Here is an 18,733-nt window from a genome sequence, read left to right as displayed (position 1 = left end):
GCCGCGGCGATCTGGCACAACCACAAGACCGGACAGCCGGTCATGCGATCCCTGATCGCCTACGACCACTGATCACATCGGAATGACTCGTCTAGTTGTTGGTGCCTGGACCGGCCTTCTTGTCCAGCTCGCTGGCGAGGTCGTTCAGGATCGAGAGGACATCGGCCGGCAGGCCCTCGGCACTCATTCCGCGGGCCCGGACTCGGCCCACCTTGCCCTGCTTGGCCGCTGACATGAGGCGGAGCCCTTCGTAGACCTGCCGGGCGACGGACTCGTTCGGCTCGAAGTACAGCTTGGAGACGTCGAAAAAGTTGGCCAGACCTTCGAGGACCACGGGCACCGGTGCGTCGTCTCCACCCGTCCGCAGGGCCTCGATGTCCTCGGCCGATGTGACCTGGGAGCCCGCGTAGGCGTTCACCGAGTCCGCGATCTCCTGATCCCCCGGAGCGGTTCTGCCCGGGTAGGAGCGCTCCAGCAGGAGAGTGATCTTCTCAGCCAGCGTCTCCGGCACCTTCTCGGCCTCGGCGGCGTCCTCGTCAGCCTCTCCGAAAGACCGGTCCTGGGCGCGCTTCAGCTCGTCCTCGGTCACCCCGTATGCAGCCGCCAGGAGAGAGACGTACCGGTCCTTGAGCCGTCGGACGCCCTGTTCAGCTCCAGCCACCGGCCCGTCGCTCTTGGTTCCGATGACCGCCCGCGTCTCGTACCGGTAGAGGCCAGCGTCACATCGCAGGTCGATCAGATCTGGCAAGCCGTCGCGCGGGAACAGGTCGTCCAGATCCCGGTTCAGCACCTTGGCGAGAGCAGGCAACTTCTCTTGATCGGGGGTCGTGGCTCCCGACTCCCACCCCGCCACGGTCGAGTCCGCAGCACCGAGGGCGGACGCCACGTCGGCCTGCGAGACATCCGCGGCTCGACGTACCGCGCGCACACGTTCTCTGTCGAAACGGCGAGCTGGCATCGGACCTCGTTTTTTTGGGCGAACCGAGGAAACTTCGGACTGTTGACTTTTAATGCGAACCAAGATAGCTTCATCTTAGCGAAAAACGAGGGGGTTCGCACCCCTCTCAGCCTTCGCCCACCTGCGGTTCCCATCGCGGACTGTCTTGGTGGAGAGGGGATACCGCGCAGCACCCGGGCGCGGTCCCTCCCCTCAAAACGCCATCGGCGCCCGAGAGTTCGCACCTCTCGGACGCCAGACAGCTCGTGATCCGCAGCCCTCGACAAGGGCGCTGTTCACTCGCACGGCCACTCCGTGTCCTTTCGCACGGCACGACGGAGCGGCGTACCACATAGAGGAGTGTCGCATGTCCCCTACTACGGACTGCAACCCGAGGGTGGAGATCCCTTCGGGCCCGGCCGAACGGCTAGCGACGCAACTGGCGTCCATGCTGCCGGAGGCCGCTGTCGTACAGGTGCGTCTCCAGGGCCCCCGGACCCTATGGCCCCACCTTGGACTCACCGCCGTGAACGACCGCGGACGCACCCTTCGCGTTCCTCGGGCGAAGGCGCTCACCATCGCCCGGTGGATCATCCGCTCCTTCCCCCATGCCGGATGGGCGGCCTCCGGCGGGCATGCCTTCGACCTGCGGACCGCTGAACTGCGCGGGCTGGAGGCGTGATGGCGGCCGTGGCACCGGCGAACGCGGGCCCGGCCGTGGACTTGCAGGGACTCGCGACCGTGGTCGGCCTCTTGGCTCAGGCCGGCGGTCTGGACGCCCTGTTGGGCAGTCAGGCTACGGACTCCCGCGACAAGCGACTACACGTCGGTTACAGCGAAGCCGCTGAACGGCTGAACATTCCGGAAAAGTGGCTCCGTGAGCGCATATCGACGCTCCCACACCGGAAGTTCGGGAAGTTCGTTCAGTTCACGGAGGACGACCTCCACACGATTTCCGATATGCATTTCGTCAGCCCTGGCGCAAAGGCCCAGAGGGATGACGAGTCGGCGCTGATGGCACTTCAGCCTTCCAAACGCTCTCGTAAGCGTTCCTGATCTCCTATCGCGCCCGGTTGCAACAATTCGCGGCGCTGCGAACATCGCGAGATACAAATGAGCACTGATATATCCAGCCTCATCGAGGCTGCGCACCAGGGAAACTGGCTGCCCCTCATGGAGGAGTCGAAGAAGGCTCTGGGTAAGCACTGGGCCGAATCTGCCCGGTGCGCTAACCAGGACATCAACATGTTCGTCCCTCTCGCAGACGGCCCACGGGAAGACCCCGACTTGGTAAAAGCCAAGTTGGGAATGTCCCTCAACCGCCCTCGCAATCTCTGCGCGTCATGCCCGGTGGCCGTCACTGCCCGGTGCCTGGTGGAATCCCTCAAGGATGACGACGAGTACGGAATCCGGGGCGGTCTTCTGGCTTCGGAGCGTTCAGAGCTGCGGCGTGCTTGGCAGGACCGGGACAGCGAGAAAGCCGTAGAAGGCGCGCTTCGAGGGTGCACCGCGGCCTTGACCAAGCCCGCCCGGGACGCCGTGATTGCGCGCTTCGCCACTGATCCCTCACTGGACGCTGCCGCCGTCGCCCGCGGGCTTGGTGTGACGCGCGAGTATCTGCTGAAACTCGCCCGTCGCTACCGAAAGTCTCAGGCCGGGCAGGGCACGCCCCCGCTCCGCGTCGTCGCCGCCTGACTCCGCTCCCGAAGAAAAGATTCTTCCGCACCGCGGACCCTGCGTTCACGGGAGTTCTCCCCATGCTTCAGAACAGCCCCTCCGGATTTCGACGTACGAATATCGGTGCCGAGATCCGAGAAATTGCACCTACGGCCGCACTCGTACGGGTCTTTCCCGTAAGCCGGTCTGTTACCCACCTCTTCGAATCGGATTTTTACCGCATGCTCATCGACCGCAGGACCGAAGAGGAAGTGGCGCGTATGGTCAGGCACGGTTTCGGCAGGGCCGCCGACTGGCGCCGCGCCCACGATTTCTACCTCCCTACCGAAACGCTGTATCTCACCCCGGAGCCGCATCAGAGCGGCTACGTCCCGGAGGACGACCAGTCTTTTGGCCTTTCCCTCAGCCGTCGCATATCCATAGGCGGCGGTGAGCACTGATGAGTGCCATAGCGACCGAACTGGTTTGGTCACAGTCAAAGTCGCGCAGGGGCTCGCGCCTCGTCATACTGGCGCTGGCCCGTGAGGCGGACGACGACGGCAAGGCGACGCTGACCCTGGATGAGATATCCACGCTTACCCGTCTTACGCCGCGCTCGATAACGAAGTGCCTCGGGGAGCTGGCGAAGCTCGGGGAACTCAGCCACGAGCGGGGAGGGGGAGCGTCCAACCCGAACACCTACTCGATACTGCTGCGCAGCGATGGGGTTGGCCGTATCGGTTCAGAGAAAGAACTTCCTACTCCCAACCCTGAAGATTCAGAAGAGGGAACTAGGTTCCAGGAACTTCCCTCCCAGAACTCCGTTTCGGAAGCCGGAAGTGGGAAGTTTCAGCACACAGATTTGGAAGTTTCTTCCTCACGCGTACGTGGTGGTAATACTCCCTACGGGAGTATTACCACCACCAAAGAGCAAGCTAGCTTGCTGGGGTCATGTCGAGAGAACACCACCGCCAAGCAGGACTCGGTGAGGGTTCCCGACGGATCCAAGGACCTGGTAACAGCCATAACAAGCGCTGGAATGCTCGTCGGTTGGCGACTGACCGAATCGGAATGGGATCGGGTAACAGCTCTCGCAGCACGTTGGGGAAATGAACGGCTGGTCGAGATGGTGGCGCGGCGATGGAACGCCGACCGCCCGCCACAGTCCGCCCGCTATCTGCTGCGTATCTGGGCAGATCTGCCCTCGCACGCTCCCGCAGCAGCCTCCCAAGGGAACGTCGTGCCGTTGCGTCGGCAATCCGGAGGCTGGATTCCCTTTCAGAACACCGCTGCCCCCAGCGCTTACCAGAACGGATTTTGATCATGGCTGAGCCGGAACGCGCGGGCAGCGCCAAGTCGATGCGCGCAATGGAACGAATACTCGCTGCGAAAGGACTTCAGGTCGTGCCGGACGTCAACCCCGCCGACGAGGCACCGGAAGAGAGCCCCGGAGACCGCGAGTGGCACTACCGGGCTCGGGCCGACTACGCCGTTAGCCGCTGGCAGAGGGCAACCCCTCCCCGCTTCCGTGATGCCGAGGCCACGCTGCCGGAGGTCATCGGCTGGGCTGACCGGGCACTCACGGACAACGCTGCCGCTGGTGCGCTGCTCCTCACCGGCCTCACGGGGACGGGCAAGACGCACCAGGCGTACGGGGCCATGCGGAGGATCGCGGCCGACGGACCGGACCGGTTCGAGCTGATCGCCGTGAACTCAGCGGACATGTACGGCAACCTGCGCCCGTCACAGGTCATGGGGGCAGCAGAACACGAGCTGCAACGGCTCAGCCGGGTTCAGTACCTGCTCCTCGATGACCTCGGCACGGCGAAGACCTCGGAATGGACCGAAGAGGTCACGTACCGGTTGATCAACTACCGGTACAACCACTGCTTGCCGACGATCATCACGTCCAACCTTCCGGCCCGCGATGAGAACGGCCCGGACCTGAGCGACTTCGTCGGGGCCCGCGTGGCGAGCCGACTGGCCGAGATGGTCACGACCCTCGTGCCGATGATCGGCGCCGACAGGCGCCGTGGCGGGAGGGCGGCCTGATGCCCGTACGCCTCTGCGGAGCGCCGCGCGACGCCGCAGCGTTGTCGACAGCCTGTGCATACGTCGGCCCCCGCAGCCGGTACGCGAACCCGTTCACAACCGGGGTTCGGTCCCCGCTCGGTCCCCCGATGGATGCTGCGGAGTCGGTGGACCTCTTCGAGGCCACACTCCGGGGCCCGGTCGGACGCCACTACGCCGCTCGCTTCGCCCGCGCGCTGCGCGGGCTCCACCTGATGTGCACATGTCCCCTTGACGCTCCGTGCCATGCGGACGTTCTGCTTCGCCTCGCCAATGAGCCCGGCGACGGCGCCGCACCCCGCACTACCGATCTTCTGGAAGGCCCCTGATGAGTCACCCGATCATGTTCGCTGCGGCCAAGCACCTCACCACCGCAGAGGAGCGGCGCAAGACCGCTCGGGAGGCCGCGTTCCGCACCTGGGGTTCGAGGTCGATCACCGCAGCGTCCAAGTACGCACGCACCCTTCTGGGGGACGCCGCAGTCACGCTCGACTGGGAGGTGCTGGGCCTTCTCAGCTTTGAGGAACACCTGCAAGCCTTCGCGTCGCTCGACACGACCGGGGGCCAGCCCCTGGAGCTGTACTACACCGATCAGGGCGGCACAGAACGAATCTCGCTGCGGGTGTCGTGCGTGAGCTGCCCGAGTCAGCACGTGCACGAGGTCACGTCTTTGGAACAGCTCGGACAGCTCCTCTCGCAGACTCCGGCCTGGCAGGACATCAGCCCGCGCGACGGGGGCAAACTCTGATGTCACACGCGCACATAGACACGGCGGGAACCGAAGGGCAGGAGAGCTACAGCCTGCGCGGAATGACGGCCTGGGACCGCAGTGCGATCATCCTGCTCGGCGCGGCCGGCTTCGCCTTCTCGTACGACGCACTGCGTCAGATCGCCCTCGCGATCCACGCCAGGGAGACCTTGTCCTACCTGTTCCCGGTGTTCATCGACGGGTTCATTGCCTACGGCGTGCGGGCGATTGTGCTCCTTCGGCACCAGCGGTTCGCCGCGCGGCTCTACGCCTGGTTCTTGTTCCTCGCGGCGACCGGGGCGAGCCTCGGCGCGAACGCTTTGCACGCCATCACGTTGAACGATTCTCCGCAGGCCGGATGGTCCGCGCTGCACCTTACGGACAGCGTCGTCGGTGTGCTGTCGATGCTCGCGCCCCTCGCACTGGCCGGATCGGTCCACCTCTACATCCTGATGGCGCGGACGGCTGAGCGGGCGGTCCCGGACCGGGGTGACACTGGTCCCGGACCGGTCCGCGAGGAGTCTCCGACGCTCGAACGCGTCGCGGTCCAGCAGGGTCCTCGTCCGCTGGAAGTACCGGCTTCGATGCCTCCACGACCGTTGACAAGCGGTCCGTCCGCGCCGCAGGTCGCCGCCACAGCGACCGTTGACCTGCGGAAATCCGAGCCGCAGCCCGACGTAGAACCACGTACGGAGGACGCCGCGTCTCATCCGTCCGCGGAAGCGGGCGGAGAGGAGACGGAGGGTAAGAGCGCGGACGGACCGGACGGTGGACCTGCGAACCACGCGCCGACCACGGCAGTTCCGGAGAGCACGGAATCCTCTGGGCCCACGGCGGTCCGCACCCCTACGGACGGAGAAAAGCCGTCCGTCCCGGACGACGCGGAATGCCCACAGGACCGGGAGGCGGACGACGACTGGTTGGCAGAGTTGCTGCCGATCGCGCGGGCCGCTACCGAGCGGGCCGGACGGACGAGTCGTGAGGTTGTAGGGGGCGCCGTCCGCAAGCACCAGGCGATCAGCAACGACCGTCTTGGTGTGCTGCTGGCCCGGCTGAAGGAAGAGGACGACGAGGGGGCGAGGACACCCGCCGCTGCCTCCAGCGCCCTCTGGTGATCTCATCTCATGACGGGCCCGGGGCCTGTGTGGCTCGCGCCGTGCAGGCCCCGGCCGGTCAGCTTGATCAGGAAGGAACGGCGATGTGGTCTCGCCGACGCGACCGGGCGGAGGACGCCGTCCGCGCCGATGCCGTACAGGCAGCGTCCGCCCTCACGGTTCACCTCCAGGGCGGGGGCAGTCTTGTGCCGGTCCAGGCGGACGGTCTTGCGCTTGCGGCCGGTGAAGTCGCCTTCGCGGACGTGGCGTGCTCCGCCGCCCGCTTCTACGGGACAGAGGTCGACTACCCGACCTCGGCCAGCGGGTATTTCGAGGACCACCCGACCTTCGGTCGGCGGTGGCTGAGCAACGGTCGTCTCGACGCCCGTCGGCGTCAGGAAGCGGAGGACGCCGCCCTTCCGCAGTGGCGCGATCACACCGCCGCCCGAGTGGTGCTCACCTCAACCGGGGTACGGCTCCTGCCGCTGGGGGCTCGTGAGTGGATGCCGTTCGACCACGCCCTCCTGACCGGAGTCGCCGCTGAGCCGCCCGCCGTCGTCCTCTCGTACAGCACGTGCGCGCCCCTGCTCCTTTCCGGCCCGGCCGCACCGTGGCTCGGCGTGGCAATCGAGCACCTGCGCCACGGGGCCGCATAGGGCCCGCAAAGCCTCCTGCCGAGCGAAAGCCGGAACTTAATTCCAGGAATTAAGTTCCGGCTTTTTTCGTGATTCGAGTTGTCCGCGAACCCCTGCAAAGATTCAGGCACGGCCAACGCCACAAGGCATTTTCCAGCCGTAGAGATCTATTCACGATCTCGCCCGAATCACGGAAGGGGCTGATGACCTTTGATTTGAGTAGCGCGCCCGGCAGCTCAACCGTCTCGCAGATGCGAAACAAGATCGAACTCTTCCGCAGATGAGACAGGCAGATAGAGCTATACGCTCCGGCCTGCTTTGCGATTTCCCCGGCATTCGCCGGTAAAGCCCGCAGGAGGAAACCCCCTTCTTCCTGCGAAGGAGCGGCGCGGCCCCCAGCCCCCACAGGGCCGCGCCGCTCGCACTTCCGAAATCTCTTGCACCAAGGTTGTGGTCCCCGCATGCCTCGATCCGCCCGTTTCATACCCATATCAGCCGCAATAGGTATGGCTGGTTCCCTGGCCCTTCTGCCGACCGGCTGCTCCAACTCGTCCAACGACGCCTCCGCGGCCTCGACCGCGCCCTCGCAGCCGCACTCCGTCTCGGCGGGCATCCCCGACACGGCCACGCCGCACAGCGGCACTACCGCCTCCTCGTCAACTACCGGACTCCCGGCGGACGTCGAGCGGACCGCGCGGGCCTTCGCTACGGCCTACGCGGAGCACGACGCACGCGACGGTGCAGACAGCTCGTACGCGGATGCCGGCGCTCGGGCCGCCCGGCTTGCCTCGGGGGAACTCGCGGGCGTGCTCACCCAGAAACGTCCGGGTCAGGATGCCGCCTGGGCCGCTCTGCGGGCCGAGAAAGCACGTCAGACGGCCAGGATCACGGCAGCCGTCGTGCCCGACGGTGCACCTGCGGTGACGGCCTCCTCCGCTCTCGTCCGCGTGAGCTACACCCTCACGACCACTCCGAAGTCCGGGCACCCGCGCAGCAGCGGCGAACAGCTCGCGCTCCGCCTGGAGCACACCCCCAAGGGCTGGCGCGTCACCGCCTTGCCCTGGGCGTGACGGGGCCGCGATGAACAAGGGCACACAAGCTGGCTTGGGACTCGTCACGGCCGGTCTTATCACCGGTGTCGCCATGCTGACCACGTTCGGAGGGGCCGACAGCGCCTCCGCGCAGGGAACCGGACCTGGTGGCGGCATCAAGACGGACGCGCCTGTACCGGGCTGGGTCCGTGAGCTGACCAACAAGCACGCGGGCGAGTGCCCGCAGGTCACAGCTTCGCTCCTGGCGGCTCAGCTGTACACCGAGAGCAACTTCAACTCCGGTGCAACGTCACCCGTCGGCGCCCTCGGCATCGCTCAGTTCATGCCGGGGACCTGGGCACAGCACGGCAAGGACGGCGACGGCGACGGGGTCAAGGACATCCGCAATCCCGCCGATGCCATCGCCGCGCAAGCCGCGTACGACTGCACCTTGGCCAAAGAGGTCAAAAGGGTGCCGGGCGACTCAACGGACAACATGTTGGCCGCGTACAACGCGGGCGGCGGCGCGGTGATCAAGTACGGCGGCATCCCGCCGTACCCCGAGACCCGCAACTACGTGCGCAGCATCCGCGCTCTGGCCTCGAAATGGGCCGACGCCGTCAGCCCGGACGCACCGGCCGGCAAGGGCGCCGCCCGCGCGATCTCGGCCGCGAAGACGGCCCTGGGCACTTGGTACCGCTGGGGCGGCAGTTGCGTCATGCCGTACGAGGGCGTGGGCGGCTGCGACTGCTCCTCGCTCACCAAGATGGCCTGGTCAGCGGCGGGAGTGAACCTGCCGCGAACCACGTACGACCAGGTCCACGCAGGGACCGCCGTCAAGGCCGTCTCCCAACTTGCCCCAGGCGACCTGCTGTTCAGCGTCCCCGGCAGCGCCGGTCCTGAGCACGTCGGCATGTACATCGGCGGCGGCCAGGTCATCGACGCCCCGCACACCGGGGCTCAGGTGCGGATCAAGCCGCTCAGCTACTGGAAACCGCAGATCATCGCGATGCGACACGTCGGCTAATCACGCCAAAACATCCCAAATCATTCCTCACAGCACCAAGGGGCTGAACCATGCACAACCTCCTTTCTGCCGTTGCCGATCCCTCCCTGCACACGACCCTCGCCGCCGGAGCCGATGTCGTGTCCGGCGTGAAGCCGGACTGGGGCCCCTTCGGGAAGCTCGGCGGCACGGCGAAGGTCATCCTGGGTGTCATCGCCGCCGTCGTCCTCGTCGTCGGCGCCGGTGCCTTCCTCGCCGGTGTCGGCAAGTCGAAGGGATGGTTCGGCGAGGGCCACTCCACGATGGACAGCTCGCGCGGCAAGGGCATGATGGTCGGCGGCCTGACCTGCGTCTTCCTCGTGGCCAGCTTCGGCACCATCTTCGCCATCACGTACGGCATGGGTGTGTGACCCATGCCTTTCCGATCCCGGAGGAACGTTTCCTCCTCGAAAGTCAGCGGAGCGCGCCGCTCGTCGGTCAAGCTCTGGGGCATCGCCGCCGGCGGTGCGGCAGTGGTTACCGCGGCCGGGGTGGTCGTCAGCATGACGACGGGCACCCCACGGGCCACGGCCCCCTCCGCGTCGGCACCCGCCCACTCGGCTCCGCAGGCGAGCGGGGAAGGCGTGCGGGAGATGCACGGCGTCCCCGTCGGGTACCCGCACACTCGCTCCGGCGCCAAGGCAGCGGCAGCCAACTACACGACGGTCAGCGGTAGTTCTCAGTTCCTCACGGACAAGGACGCGCGGCACCGTGCGGTGGCCGTCCTGGCGGCCCAGGGCACAGCCGGAGCGGCGTTGAAGAAGGCCGACCACGCGGCCGAAGACGCGGTCGTCTCCCTGCGCGGCGACGCGTCCAAGGTCTCCGCCAAGAAGGCCGTCGCCCGTACTGGTGTCCTCTCGGCACATGTCCTGGGCTTCGACGCCCACGGGGCGATGGTGCGGCTGTGGACGACGACGGTTCGCGGCAGCACGGCCGGGCACACGACGCCGAAGACGGGCTTCCAGTCGGTGACGGTCACACTCACCTGGGAGTCGAACGACTGGAAGCTGAAAGACAGTTCGGCCTCGAAGGGACTCGTCGCTCCGATCGACGTGAGGCAGGCGTCCAACGTGCCGGGCGACTTCTCGGACTACGTTCCGGCCGCTGCAGAAGACCCCGTGCTGAGCGGCACCGAAGACCGAAGGGGATTCCCGGCCCCGTACGGACACAACGAGCGCGGCGCGCGTGCCGCCGCCGTCAGCGCCACCATCCTCTACGGCGATCCCCGGTTCTTCACCGATGAGGACTGGCGGCACCGGATGCTGGCGGCCACCGCCGCGTCGAGCGTGCTGCACTCGGCCACCTCGGACACCGACTCGACGGCTCGTCTGGTCATGGAGAACCGCGGTGTCGGCGCGGACGGGACGACCGCCGACGGTAGCGAACTGATCACGCGGACTGCTGCGCTCGCCACCCGCTCGATCTCGTACTCCGACCAGGCCGCGAGCATCGAGCTGTGGACGGCGTCGGTGGGCGGTGTCGCCGGGAAGGACGAGACGCAGCGCCCGCAGGTCGCCTTCCTGCGGATGACCGTGGATCTGGTCTGGGAGGACGGCACCTGGAAGACGACGGCGGTCACGCCGTCCGAACCGCTCGTGCCGTCTCCGCCGGCCATGCAGGAGGCGGACCCGGCCGACAGCTTCGCGAACGTGGGGGGTGCCAGCAATGCGCCTGCGACTGCGTGACGACGCCCCCGGCCTGTTGACCGTCGAGCGGGGAACGCCGGGTCGCTGGCGCCGCCGCCTCCAGGCGGTGGCGATGGTCAACGTGATCATCGGGTTCGTGTTCGTGCCCTCGGCGGTGGCAAATCCGTTCTGCTACATCCCGATGGTGTGCGAGGCGAAGGCGGCCATCGACTTCGTCAAGGACCCGCTGGGGTTCCTGCTCCAGAAGCTCACCGAGGCGAACATCTGGTTCCTGCGCAAGATGCTGGAGCTGATCCAGAACACGACGAAGATCGACCTGACATCGGCTGGCTTCCTGAAGCAGTACGCGATCATCTTTGCGGCCTCCAGCCTGCTCACCGTGGCCCTGTGGCTGATCGCCGTGGCCAAGCGGGCGGTCCGCGGAGTCGCCGTGACCACCGCCGTGTCTGAGGCGATTAGCTTCCTGCTCCTTCAGTTCGTGGTCAACGCCATGACTCCAGGCGCGATTGCGCTGCTGATGAAGGCCATTGACGAGGTCACGGCCGTCTTCGAGCCCTACGCGACATCGAACTTCAAGCCGTTCCTGGAGAACATCCTGAAGGTCATGGCCTCATACCCCACCGATGGCGTGGGGCAGCTGCTGGTCGTCAACCTCATCATGATGTGCGGCGCGCTGTTGATGTGGATCGAGCTGCTGATCCGCAGTGCGGCCATCTACGTGGCCGTCGCGCTCGGGCCCATCGTCAACGCCGGGCTGGTCGATCGCGACCTGTGGGGCAAGTCGAAGAAGTGGTTCGGCGCCATCTTCGCCATCGGCCTGAGTAAACCGATCTTGTTCGCCCTGCTGGGCCTCGGCGGCGCGATCCTCAGCGACACCTCGGGGAGCATGTCCGACGCGGTCTCCAAGACCCTGGTCGGCGCGTTGATCCTCCTGCTCGCCGTCTTCGCGCCCGCCACGCTCTACAAGTGGGTGCCCGCCTTCGGCGACGAGATGGCCAGCCTCCACCACGACCGGAAGAGTGCACAGTCCTCCGGCCCGGCCGCCGCGATCGACGGCCCCGCCCAGCACGCCAACAGGGCGATGGGCGCTCGTGTCCAGGACTCCTTGGTCGGAGGCTCCAAGACCGCTGGCGCCAAGACCGCTGGCGCGAAGATGGGCGGCGGAACTGCTGTGGCCGGACCGGTCGCGGCCGGTGCCGCCATTGCCAAGGCCGGCGTCGACATGGCGAAGAACAAGGCCACCACCTCCCCGGGCGCGCAGGGCACCGACGCCGCAGGCGGCGGCAAGCCCGAAAGCCAGCAGGGCGGCGAGGACACCGCTGGTACGTCCGGTGCACCGGCCGCCGCTCGTCCCCAGGGAGCGACCTCCGACCCGGTCGTCAGCTCTTCTCCGGACTGGTCCTCGGCCGGTGGGCACGCCTCGACCGGGCGCCCACCGGGAGCCAACGGGGCACCGAGCACAGCGCAGCCGCCCTCCCCGCCGTCAACCGGCACGGGAACCTCGGGCCCGACACCGCCCGCCTCCCCCTCCTCCGCATCAGGAACCACCTCGGGCTCCGGTCCCTCCGTCACGCCCCCGCCTCCGTCGCAGCCCCCGGGCGGCCAGGCATCCGGGCGACCGAACCCCAGCAAGGATCAGTGACCCTCCATGTCGACTCGTACGTATCAGTTCGGAAAGCACCGCCCCACAGGGCTGGTCGGCCGCCGCGACCTAGGCGAACAGGTCGTCCTCGGCGGCGGAGCCGTCACCGGCATCCTCTTCGGCTACCTCTTCAACGGCGTGACGGCCATCGCCGCAACGTGCCTGGTCCTGCCGATCCTGCTCGCGCTGGTCATCGTGTACGCCCCGTACCGGCCCAAGGGCACGTCCCAGCGGCGCACCCTCTACCGCTGGTGGCGGATCAACCGCTACCACCGCAAGGCGCTCCGCCGTACCGGCGGCGTGTGGGTGTCCCCGGCTGTCGAGGCCGGCGTGCGTGCCAATGGCACGCCCCCGGACGCCGCTCTTGTGGAGCCGGAAGGCGTCACGGGCATGACGTGGGTGCCGGTCACGGTGCGCGGTCAGCAGGCCGTCGTGGTCCTCCAGCCGGAGGCCGGGTGCGTCACAGCCACTCTGGAGATCGCCTCGCCCGGCCTCGGCGGCAAGGAAGTCGGTGAGCAGATCGTGGCCCTGGAGCGCTGGGGCGAACTCCTCGACGCCTTCGGGAACGTCGAAGAACACCCGGTGAAGCGCATCCAGGTCCTGGCCCGGCAGATGAAGTCGGACCCCTACGCCCACCAGCGTTACATCGCGCAGCGCGACGAGTCGGCCGCGACGTCGGACGCCCCGCAGTGGCTGAAGGACTCGTACGACGTACTGGCCAACGCTGTCTCCACCAGCGCCGAGGAACACCGCTACTACATCACCATCCACGCCCGGTTCACCCGCGACCTGGCGGCCGAGGGCGCCGCCCGCGGCACTGGTGACGAAGGGATCGCCGCCGCCATGGCCGCGTACCTGGATGAGCTGTGGTCCCGCGCGGAGGACGCCGACCTCTCCGTGATCGCGCCCCTGGACGAAGGCCGGATGACCGCGTTCATCCGCAACTCCTACGACCCTGACCACGCCATCTGGGACACCGACCTCCGACAGGCGCACGCCTTCCCCCGAAACGTCGACGTCCGCGACGGCGCCCACGTTGCCACCCGCGCGGCAGGCTCCACGGACAGCTGGTACCACGCCACGGCCGCCGTCGTCGGATGGCCCACGACCCCCGTCGGCCCCGACTTCCTCTCGCCTCTGCTGATCGGGATGCCCGACGTCATCCGCACCATCTCGATCACGCAGCAGCTCGAACCCAACGACAAGGCCGTGGAGCGGATGCTCGCGGAGGACACGAACAACCAGGCCGAGATCGACCGCGACCGTAAGCGCGGCAAGAACATCGACCCGCGCGACCAGATCGCCGCCAGCGCTACCGGATCACGCGGCATGACCCTGGCCTCCTCCGGCGCGGCCGGCTCCGCCGTCGTCGGCTACATCACCATCTCCTCGCGCAGCGCCGAAGAACTGGAGCGCACCAAGCGCACCACCGCCTCCCGCGCCCGCAACGCGCACCTGCGGATCGAATGGCTCGACCTCGAACACGCCCGTGCCTTCGCCACGGCCCTGCCCCTCGCCGGAGGCATCAAGTGACCGATCTGCTCGACCTCGCCCCGCTGTCGCCGATGCACGAGACGGTGCGCCGTCCCCTCTACACCGAGACGACCACCAGCCAGGCCCTGTACCTGCCGATCGCCCCGCCGACCCTCGGCACGGCGGGCGCGATCATCGGCCGGGAGCTGTACTCGGGCAAGGCGTTCATCTACTGCCCGTTCTCGGCGTTCGGTGACGGCCTGCCCGGCGGCAACATGATCGTCATGGGGGACACGGGCCGGGGGAAGTCGGCCCTGACCAAGACATACGCGGCCCGGCAGATCCGCCTCGGGCGTCAGGTCGTCGTCCTCGACACCAAGGAGCAGAAGGAGCGCGAGGAGGGCGAGTGGGCCGCGCTCGGCCGCTCGCTGACCGGCAAGGCCCCGGTGAAGTTCGCGCCCGGCGGCGGTCGTGGTGCCTCGTGCATCAACCCGATGGACCCGGCCATCGCGGGCAAGCGGCAAGTCGAGCTGGTGCGCACGATCGTTGAACTGGGTCTCGGCAAGGCCCTGGACGAGTTCGCCGGCTCTGCCCTGCGGATCGCGATCCGCAGGGCCCACCAGAGCGCGGGAGAACTCGGCCGCACCCCGGTCCTGGCCGACGTCTCCGCCGCGCTGCGGTCCCCGGAGGAGTCCGACGCTACGGCCAAGAAGCGTACGCGGGACGAACTTCTCGGTGACGGCCTGGAGGCGTCCTACGTCCTGGACCGACTGTGCGGCAGCGAACAGGACGCGACCGGAGACCTGACGGGCATGCTCGACGGCCCGACCAGCCTGGGCGTGGATCTCGACGCCGACATGATCGTTTTCGACCTGACCAAGGTCCCGTCCGGCGGCGTCGCCATGACCATCCTCGTCGCCGTGATCTCGGTCTTCCTCGAAGAGGTCTGGCTGCGCCCGCTGTGCGAATGCGGGACGGAGCCGGGGCAGCACAACCGCGTCGTGGTCGACGCGAACTCCGGGGCCTGGGAGCTGGGGCCGAACCCCGGCTCCGGCTGCCGCCGCTACACGCAGCGCAAGCGCATCCTCGTCTGCGAGGAAGCCTGGCACATCCTCGGAACCCCCCAACTCGCATCGCTGCTTGAGAAGTTCCTGAAATTCGCGCGGGGATACGGGCTGAGCTGCATCTTCATCGTCCATCACCTGTCCGACATTGACGACAGCCCGGAGACCCAAGCGGCGTTGAAGATGGCGGACACCATCGTGATCTACAGCCAGAAGAAGGCGGAGGCGGAAGCGACGGTGGCCCGGCTGGGTCTGCCGTCCTGGACCGCCGAGCACATCATGCGCCTGCGTCGCGGGATCGCGCTGTGGAAGGTCGGCGAGGTGATCTACCCCGGCGTCCAGCACCTCTTGGTGGAGGCCGAGCAGCACCTGTGCTTCTCCTCCGGCTCGATGACTGACCTGACCAGCACCTCCCCAGACGCCGAATGAGCGGATACCGCCACCTCTCCGCCGCCGAACCCTTTCACGCAGATTCGGAACGAGCCCTTGCCATGACCGTCACCACCGACCACACCACGCTTCCCGCCGACGAACGCGCGGCGCGACAGGACATAGACCAGCTGCACGCCGAAGCGCTCGACCTCGCCCGGCGTATGAAAGAACTGGCCCTGGTGCTGGACCACGGCGACTACTCCGCCGCGGGAGGTCGCGTACGTACGGCCGTCGCCCATATCTGGCGAGCCGCCGAGGATCTGCACAGCGCCTTCCACACCGCGCCCCCGCGCTGTGCCGGGCCCGAAACGTCGATGTCGCGGCTGTGCGGCCGGCGGATGCGCTACCTGGCGGCCCGCGTCGCCCGGAGGGCCGAGTAATGGACATCATGCCCGGCGGGATCTCCCTGGCCCTGTACGCCGTGACGGCCGTGTGCGCGGTGGCCCTGGTGACGCTCTGGTTCCTGCTGAACCGCGGACGGCGCAACGCCGGATTCGCGAGCAAGGCACAGCTCAAGCACCAAATGTCGGCCAAAGCAGTTTTGCAGGCCACCGAGATCCGGCCCTCCCTCACCAGCGACGACGGCCACCCCAGCCGCGCAGCCGGGGTGAGCTTCGCGAAGAACCGCCCCGCCGCTCGCTGACCCTCTCTCCTCGTCGCCCACTTCGCTCCGGAGTACGTCATGCACCACCCCCTCGATCCTCACGATTTCGGCTACTCGCTGGGCACCTCGCAGCGCCCGAAGGGCGTCGATCTCTGGTCCCGCGCCGACAAGGCATGCCGGGTCATCGGCCCGATGGGCAGCGGAAAAACGATGAGGTTCTTCGCCCCGCTCGTCCGCAACTGGGCCGGGCCCGTCCTGGCCACCTCGACCAAGCCCGATCTGGTCGAACTGACCCTCGACGCGAGGCAGCGGGACGGCCGCCCCGTCGCGGTCTTCGACCCGCAGAACATCGCTCTCAGCCTCCCCCGCTTCCGGTGGACGCCGATCAACGGCGCAGCCGACACAGAGGTGGCGATGATGCGCGGGAAGGCGTTCGTCGCGGGCTCGCGCACCCCCAACGGCGCAGCACAATCCAGCGAGGGCAGCGCCTTCTACAAGGGGCAGGCTTCCAAGATCCTCGCTGCTTTCTTCCACGCCGCCGCTCTCGACGGCGCCTCACTCGACTGGGTGCTGCGGTGGGCCCGCAAGCTGACCGACCCGGCACCGCTCGGCATCCTCAACGCTCATCCGGGCGCCGGCCCCGGCTGGGCGGACATGCTCCGCACGGCCACCACCGGCGACAGCCGCACCGTCGGCAACACCGCTTCGACCCTCGACGCGGCTCTCGAACCCTTCATGCACCAGTCGGTGATCAACGCCCTCCAGAGAGACCGAGAGAACCCCACGGATTTCGGCGCTTTCCTCGACGCCGGGGGTACCCTCTACCTCCTCGGCAAGGACTCGGAGGTGAACAGCGTCGCGCCGCTGACCACCGCGATAGCCGAAGACCTTCTGGATCTCGCGGAAGGGCACGCCCTCGCCTCCCCGGCCGGGCGGCTCGACCCCGCTCTCCTCGCGGCCCTGGACGAGGCGCCGAACATCGCGCCGATCCCCTCCTTGCGCCAACGCGTCGCCGACGGCCGGGGCCGTGGCATCACGGTCGTCTACGGCCTCCAGGCGTGGGCGTCTGCGCGTGCCCGCTTCGGCGAGGACACCGCCAAGGAACTGGCGGCCTTCACCAACAACGTCATCGTCCTGCCCGGGGACAAGGACCCCGACTTCCTGAAGGACATGTCCGACCTGTGCGGTCAGGTCGAGCGGGAGCGCACGACGAAGACCACGTCCGGCGGGGACCGCGGCGGCCACTCGACGGCCACGCACATGGCGCTCGAACCCGTCCTTCGTGGAGACGAGATCAGGGGCCTGCCCGCGGGACACGCCCTGGTCCTCGCGGACAACCTCCCGCCGATCGTCACCCGGCTCGACGGCATGTGGACCTGGGACTCCTGGTCCGAGATCGAGGGGCACGTCCGAGACCTTCGAGCCGCCAACGAAGCCGAGCGGACCCGGCGGGCCATCGAGAAGAAGAACCAGGCCAAGGCCCACGCGGCGGCGTGGGCCGACCGTGAAGGAGCGGCTGCCGCATGACCGAGACCCTGACCCACTTCGAGCCCTTCCCCGAGCCGCCCGCGCTGATCCTGGAGTACATCGCGGAGCGGAGCACGGAGGAGTCCGTGGCCGCCGGCGGTCCCGCTCCGTGGGACATCGGCGCCCTGTCAGCGGAGCTGATCGAGCCGATGCCGACGTGGCTCGATTCCGTGTGCCGCTGGCTGAACCGGACGTACGCCTGGCAGCCGCAGGACGTCATCCCGCCCTGCTGGGCGAAGCACGAGGGCCTGGCATACGAGATCGCGGCCGTGGCCTTCGCCCGGGGAGACGCGTACGCGGAGGCGGGCTCGTCCGTGATCTGGCACGAGCAGTACGACCGCTTCCTCACCCGCATGAACAAGTCGTTGGGCAAGGCAGGCGACGAATGCCGCGTCGGCAAGCACGACGACCGTCCGGCGCGTTTCCAGCTCGCGGCCTGGACCACGGCCAAGGGCGAGGAGACGGGATCTGCGGGACGAGTTGAGGAGATGGCCGGATGATGACGGACCCGAACATGGTCTTCTCGACGGACCCTCGTCATGGACTGGTGGCGCGAAGCGGCTGGGAGCAGGAGGAAGCCCGAACCGTGCTTCGTGATCTCGGTTGGGAGTGGGCGGAGGAACTGCACGCCCTCGTCCCACCGGACGACGTACCGGAGGTCGACGCCGGCCTTCAGGCAGTGGAGGAACTGCACCTGCACGGGCACCGGACCGGGTACGCCGTGGGGCCTTACGGCACGATGCGGTTGACCCTGGATCGCGCGGAGCAGGTATTCACGAAGGTCACCGCGCGGGAGCATGGTGAGGTCACCCCGGCGGCGGGCGCGAAAAGTGATCAGCCTGCAAGAGCGGAGACCAGGCGGCCTACCTACGGGGGCGTATCCGCTTCAGAAGGGCCGGGTGAACCCGACAGGCCCGAGTCCCCAGCAATCTAGCCTCGATCGTTCATGAGCCCTCGTCGGTTCGCTGACGGGGGCTCTGTGCTTGCGAGGTGCGGAATTTCGTGGCTGGGGCAGGTTGGCTGCCCGGCTGTCGCGTCGGGTGGGCGCCGGGGTTCCACGGCTCCGGGATGTTGCTGAGGCTCGTCGGGACGGTCGGAGTTGCTGGTCAGCCGGGGTTCGGCAGGGCTA

At 67.8% G+C, this 18,733-nt stretch carries 23 protein-coding genes; 22 read left to right on the top strand and 1 reads right to left on the bottom strand.

Annotation, left to right across the window (positions count from 1 at the left end; translation table 11 throughout):
• Positions 1 to 91: 91 nt before the first annotated feature.
• Positions 92 to 928 carry a helix-turn-helix transcriptional regulator gene (locus ACF08M_RS39815; protein WP_392190196.1) on the bottom strand — a complete coding sequence of 279 codons (837 nt, stop codon included), beginning with the start codon at positions 926 to 928 and terminating at the stop codon, positions 92 to 94.
• A gap of 376 nt (positions 929 to 1,304) precedes the next feature.
• Here ACF08M_RS39815 and ACF08M_RS39810 point away from each other — a divergent pair, with 376 nt between their 5' ends.
• The 22 genes from ACF08M_RS39810 (at position 1,305) to ACF08M_RS39705 (ending at position 18,538) form a co-directional block, all read left to right on the top strand.
• The gene (locus tag ACF08M_RS39810; RefSeq protein ID WP_392190195.1) at positions 1,305 to 1,619 is read left to right on the top strand and encodes a transcriptional regulator; all 315 of its coding nucleotides are present in this window, start codon (positions 1,305 to 1,307) and stop codon (positions 1,617 to 1,619) included.
• Entirely contained in the window at positions 1,619 to 1,993 is a 375-nt protein-coding gene (locus tag ACF08M_RS39805) for a hypothetical protein (RefSeq protein WP_392190194.1), read from the top strand. The genes ACF08M_RS39810 and ACF08M_RS39805 overlap by 1 nt, the downstream gene beginning before the upstream one ends.
• Before the next feature lie 57 nt (positions 1,994 to 2,050).
• Positions 2,051 to 2,632: a WhiB family transcriptional regulator gene (locus tag ACF08M_RS39800; protein ID WP_392190193.1), complete on the top strand. Its 582-nt coding sequence runs from the start codon at positions 2,051 to 2,053 to the stop codon at positions 2,630 to 2,632.
• 62 nt (positions 2,633 to 2,694) lie between these two features.
• Positions 2,695 to 3,054 carry a hypothetical protein gene (locus ACF08M_RS39795; protein ID WP_392190192.1) on the top strand — a complete coding sequence of 120 codons (360 nt, stop codon included), beginning with the start codon at positions 2,695 to 2,697 and terminating at the stop codon, positions 3,052 to 3,054.
• Positions 3,054 to 3,914, top strand: coding sequence for a hypothetical protein (locus tag ACF08M_RS39790; protein ID WP_392190191.1), 861 nt, complete (start codon positions 3,054 to 3,056; stop codon positions 3,912 to 3,914). Before ACF08M_RS39795 ends, ACF08M_RS39790 begins: the two co-directional genes overlap by 1 nt.
• A 2-nt stretch (positions 3,915 to 3,916) precedes the next feature.
• Positions 3,917 to 4,645 carry an ATP-binding protein gene (locus ACF08M_RS39785; protein ID WP_392190190.1) on the top strand — a complete coding sequence of 243 codons (729 nt, stop codon included), beginning with the start codon at positions 3,917 to 3,919 and terminating at the stop codon, positions 4,643 to 4,645.
• The gene (locus ACF08M_RS39780; RefSeq protein WP_392190189.1) at positions 4,645 to 4,992 is read left to right on the top strand and encodes a DUF4326 domain-containing protein; all 348 of its coding nucleotides are present in this window, start codon (positions 4,645 to 4,647) and stop codon (positions 4,990 to 4,992) included. The genes ACF08M_RS39785 and ACF08M_RS39780 overlap by 1 nt, the downstream gene beginning before the upstream one ends.
• Positions 4,992 to 5,411, top strand: a complete 420-nt coding sequence (locus tag ACF08M_RS39775; RefSeq protein ID WP_392190188.1) for a DUF6195 family protein — start codon at positions 4,992 to 4,994, stop codon at positions 5,409 to 5,411. Before ACF08M_RS39780 ends, ACF08M_RS39775 begins: the two co-directional genes overlap by 1 nt.
• Entirely contained in the window at positions 5,411 to 6,526 is a 1,116-nt protein-coding gene (locus tag ACF08M_RS39770) for a DUF2637 domain-containing protein (protein WP_392190187.1), read from the top strand. Before ACF08M_RS39775 ends, ACF08M_RS39770 begins: the two co-directional genes overlap by 1 nt.
• 83 nt (positions 6,527 to 6,609) lie before the next feature.
• Positions 6,610 to 7,161: a hypothetical protein gene (locus ACF08M_RS39765; RefSeq protein WP_392190186.1), complete on the top strand. Its 552-nt coding sequence runs from the start codon at positions 6,610 to 6,612 to the stop codon at positions 7,159 to 7,161.
• Between the two features lie 485 nt (positions 7,162 to 7,646).
• On the top strand, positions 7,647 to 8,210 hold the full coding sequence (locus tag ACF08M_RS39760) for a hypothetical protein (RefSeq protein ID WP_392190185.1): 564 nt from the start codon (positions 7,647 to 7,649) through the stop codon (positions 8,208 to 8,210).
• Positions 8,211 to 8,244: 34 nt separating this feature from the next.
• Positions 8,245 to 9,198 carry an NlpC/P60 family protein gene (locus ACF08M_RS39755; RefSeq protein WP_392190184.1) on the top strand — a complete coding sequence of 318 codons (954 nt, stop codon included), beginning with the start codon at positions 8,245 to 8,247 and terminating at the stop codon, positions 9,196 to 9,198.
• Positions 9,199 to 9,248: 50 nt separating this feature from the next.
• Positions 9,249 to 9,587 carry a hypothetical protein gene (locus ACF08M_RS39750; protein WP_360739223.1) on the top strand — a complete coding sequence of 113 codons (339 nt, stop codon included), beginning with the start codon at positions 9,249 to 9,251 and terminating at the stop codon, positions 9,585 to 9,587.
• A gap of 132 nt (positions 9,588 to 9,719) precedes the next feature.
• Positions 9,720 to 10,901 (top strand): hypothetical protein, encoded by a 1,182-nt coding sequence (locus ACF08M_RS39745; RefSeq protein WP_392190183.1) that lies wholly within the window; start codon positions 9,720 to 9,722, stop codon positions 10,899 to 10,901.
• On the top strand, positions 10,882 to 12,504 hold the full coding sequence (locus tag ACF08M_RS39740) for a hypothetical protein (protein WP_392190182.1): 1,623 nt from the start codon (positions 10,882 to 10,884) through the stop codon (positions 12,502 to 12,504). The genes ACF08M_RS39745 and ACF08M_RS39740 overlap by 20 nt, the downstream gene beginning before the upstream one ends.
• 6 nt (positions 12,505 to 12,510) lie before the next feature.
• The gene (locus ACF08M_RS39735; protein ID WP_392190181.1) at positions 12,511 to 14,037 is read left to right on the top strand and encodes an SCO6880 family protein; all 1,527 of its coding nucleotides are present in this window, start codon (positions 12,511 to 12,513) and stop codon (positions 14,035 to 14,037) included.
• Positions 14,034 to 15,470 (top strand): ATP/GTP-binding protein, encoded by a 1,437-nt coding sequence (locus ACF08M_RS39730; protein WP_392190180.1) that lies wholly within the window; start codon positions 14,034 to 14,036, stop codon positions 15,468 to 15,470. Before ACF08M_RS39735 ends, ACF08M_RS39730 begins: the two co-directional genes overlap by 4 nt.
• Before the next feature lie 62 nt (positions 15,471 to 15,532).
• Positions 15,533 to 15,853 carry a DUF6238 family protein gene (locus tag ACF08M_RS39725; protein WP_392190179.1) on the top strand — a complete coding sequence of 107 codons (321 nt, stop codon included), beginning with the start codon at positions 15,533 to 15,535 and terminating at the stop codon, positions 15,851 to 15,853.
• The gene (locus ACF08M_RS39720; RefSeq protein ID WP_392190178.1) at positions 15,853 to 16,116 is read left to right on the top strand and encodes a hypothetical protein; all 264 of its coding nucleotides are present in this window, start codon (positions 15,853 to 15,855) and stop codon (positions 16,114 to 16,116) included. The genes ACF08M_RS39725 and ACF08M_RS39720 overlap by 1 nt, the downstream gene beginning before the upstream one ends.
• Positions 16,117 to 16,155: 39 nt before the next feature.
• Positions 16,156 to 17,604 (top strand): type IV secretory system conjugative DNA transfer family protein, encoded by a 1,449-nt coding sequence (locus ACF08M_RS39715; RefSeq protein WP_392190177.1) that lies wholly within the window; start codon positions 16,156 to 16,158, stop codon positions 17,602 to 17,604.
• The gene (locus tag ACF08M_RS39710; protein ID WP_392190176.1) at positions 17,601 to 18,104 is read left to right on the top strand and encodes a hypothetical protein; all 504 of its coding nucleotides are present in this window, start codon (positions 17,601 to 17,603) and stop codon (positions 18,102 to 18,104) included. Before ACF08M_RS39715 ends, ACF08M_RS39710 begins: the two co-directional genes overlap by 4 nt.
• Entirely contained in the window at positions 18,101 to 18,538 is a 438-nt protein-coding gene (locus ACF08M_RS39705; protein ID WP_392190175.1) for a hypothetical protein, read from the top strand. Before ACF08M_RS39710 ends, ACF08M_RS39705 begins: the two co-directional genes overlap by 4 nt.
• Positions 18,539 to 18,733 lie beyond the last annotated feature (195 nt).

The sequence above is a fragment of the Streptomyces sp. NPDC015032 genome, from assembly GCF_043080425.1.
Taxonomy (GTDB): Bacteria; Actinomycetota; Actinomycetes; order Streptomycetales; family Streptomycetaceae; genus Streptomyces.
The sequence above is the reverse complement of the archived record's forward strand: the minus strand, read 5'-3'. Positions and strand labels throughout refer to the sequence as shown.

Coding starts and splice junctions, on each gene's coding strand:
- ACF08M_RS39810 (WP_392190195.1), top strand. CDS start 1,305: ATGTCCCCTACTACGGACTGCAACCCGAGGGTGGAGATCCCTTCGGGC.
- ACF08M_RS39805 (WP_392190194.1), top strand. CDS start 1,619: ATGGCGGCCGTGGCACCGGCGAACGCGGGCCCGGCCGTGGACTTGCAG.
- ACF08M_RS39800 (WP_392190193.1), top strand. CDS start 2,051: ATGAGCACTGATATATCCAGCCTCATCGAGGCTGCGCACCAGGGAAAC.
- ACF08M_RS39795 (WP_392190192.1), top strand. CDS start 2,695: ATGCTTCAGAACAGCCCCTCCGGATTTCGACGTACGAATATCGGTGCC.
- ACF08M_RS39790 (WP_392190191.1), top strand. CDS start 3,054: ATGAGTGCCATAGCGACCGAACTGGTTTGGTCACAGTCAAAGTCGCGC.
- ACF08M_RS39785 (WP_392190190.1), top strand. CDS start 3,917: ATGGCTGAGCCGGAACGCGCGGGCAGCGCCAAGTCGATGCGCGCAATG.
- ACF08M_RS39780 (WP_392190189.1), top strand. CDS start 4,645: ATGCCCGTACGCCTCTGCGGAGCGCCGCGCGACGCCGCAGCGTTGTCG.
- ACF08M_RS39775 (WP_392190188.1), top strand. CDS start 4,992: ATGAGTCACCCGATCATGTTCGCTGCGGCCAAGCACCTCACCACCGCA.
- ACF08M_RS39770 (WP_392190187.1), top strand. CDS start 5,411: ATGTCACACGCGCACATAGACACGGCGGGAACCGAAGGGCAGGAGAGC.
- ACF08M_RS39765 (WP_392190186.1), top strand. CDS start 6,610: ATGTGGTCTCGCCGACGCGACCGGGCGGAGGACGCCGTCCGCGCCGAT.
- ACF08M_RS39760 (WP_392190185.1), top strand. CDS start 7,647: ATGGCTGGTTCCCTGGCCCTTCTGCCGACCGGCTGCTCCAACTCGTCC.
- ACF08M_RS39750 (WP_360739223.1), top strand. CDS start 9,249: ATGCACAACCTCCTTTCTGCCGTTGCCGATCCCTCCCTGCACACGACC.
- ACF08M_RS39745 (WP_392190183.1), top strand. CDS start 9,720: ATGACGACGGGCACCCCACGGGCCACGGCCCCCTCCGCGTCGGCACCC.
- ACF08M_RS39740 (WP_392190182.1), top strand. CDS start 10,882: ATGCGCCTGCGACTGCGTGACGACGCCCCCGGCCTGTTGACCGTCGAG.
- ACF08M_RS39735 (WP_392190181.1), top strand. CDS start 12,511: ATGTCGACTCGTACGTATCAGTTCGGAAAGCACCGCCCCACAGGGCTG.
- ACF08M_RS39725 (WP_392190179.1), top strand. CDS start 15,533: ATGACCGTCACCACCGACCACACCACGCTTCCCGCCGACGAACGCGCG.
- ACF08M_RS39720 (WP_392190178.1), top strand. CDS start 15,853: ATGGACATCATGCCCGGCGGGATCTCCCTGGCCCTGTACGCCGTGACG.
- ACF08M_RS39715 (WP_392190177.1), top strand. CDS start 16,156: ATGCACCACCCCCTCGATCCTCACGATTTCGGCTACTCGCTGGGCACC.
- ACF08M_RS39710 (WP_392190176.1), top strand. CDS start 17,601: ATGACCGAGACCCTGACCCACTTCGAGCCCTTCCCCGAGCCGCCCGCG.
- ACF08M_RS39705 (WP_392190175.1), top strand. CDS start 18,101: ATGATGACGGACCCGAACATGGTCTTCTCGACGGACCCTCGTCATGGA.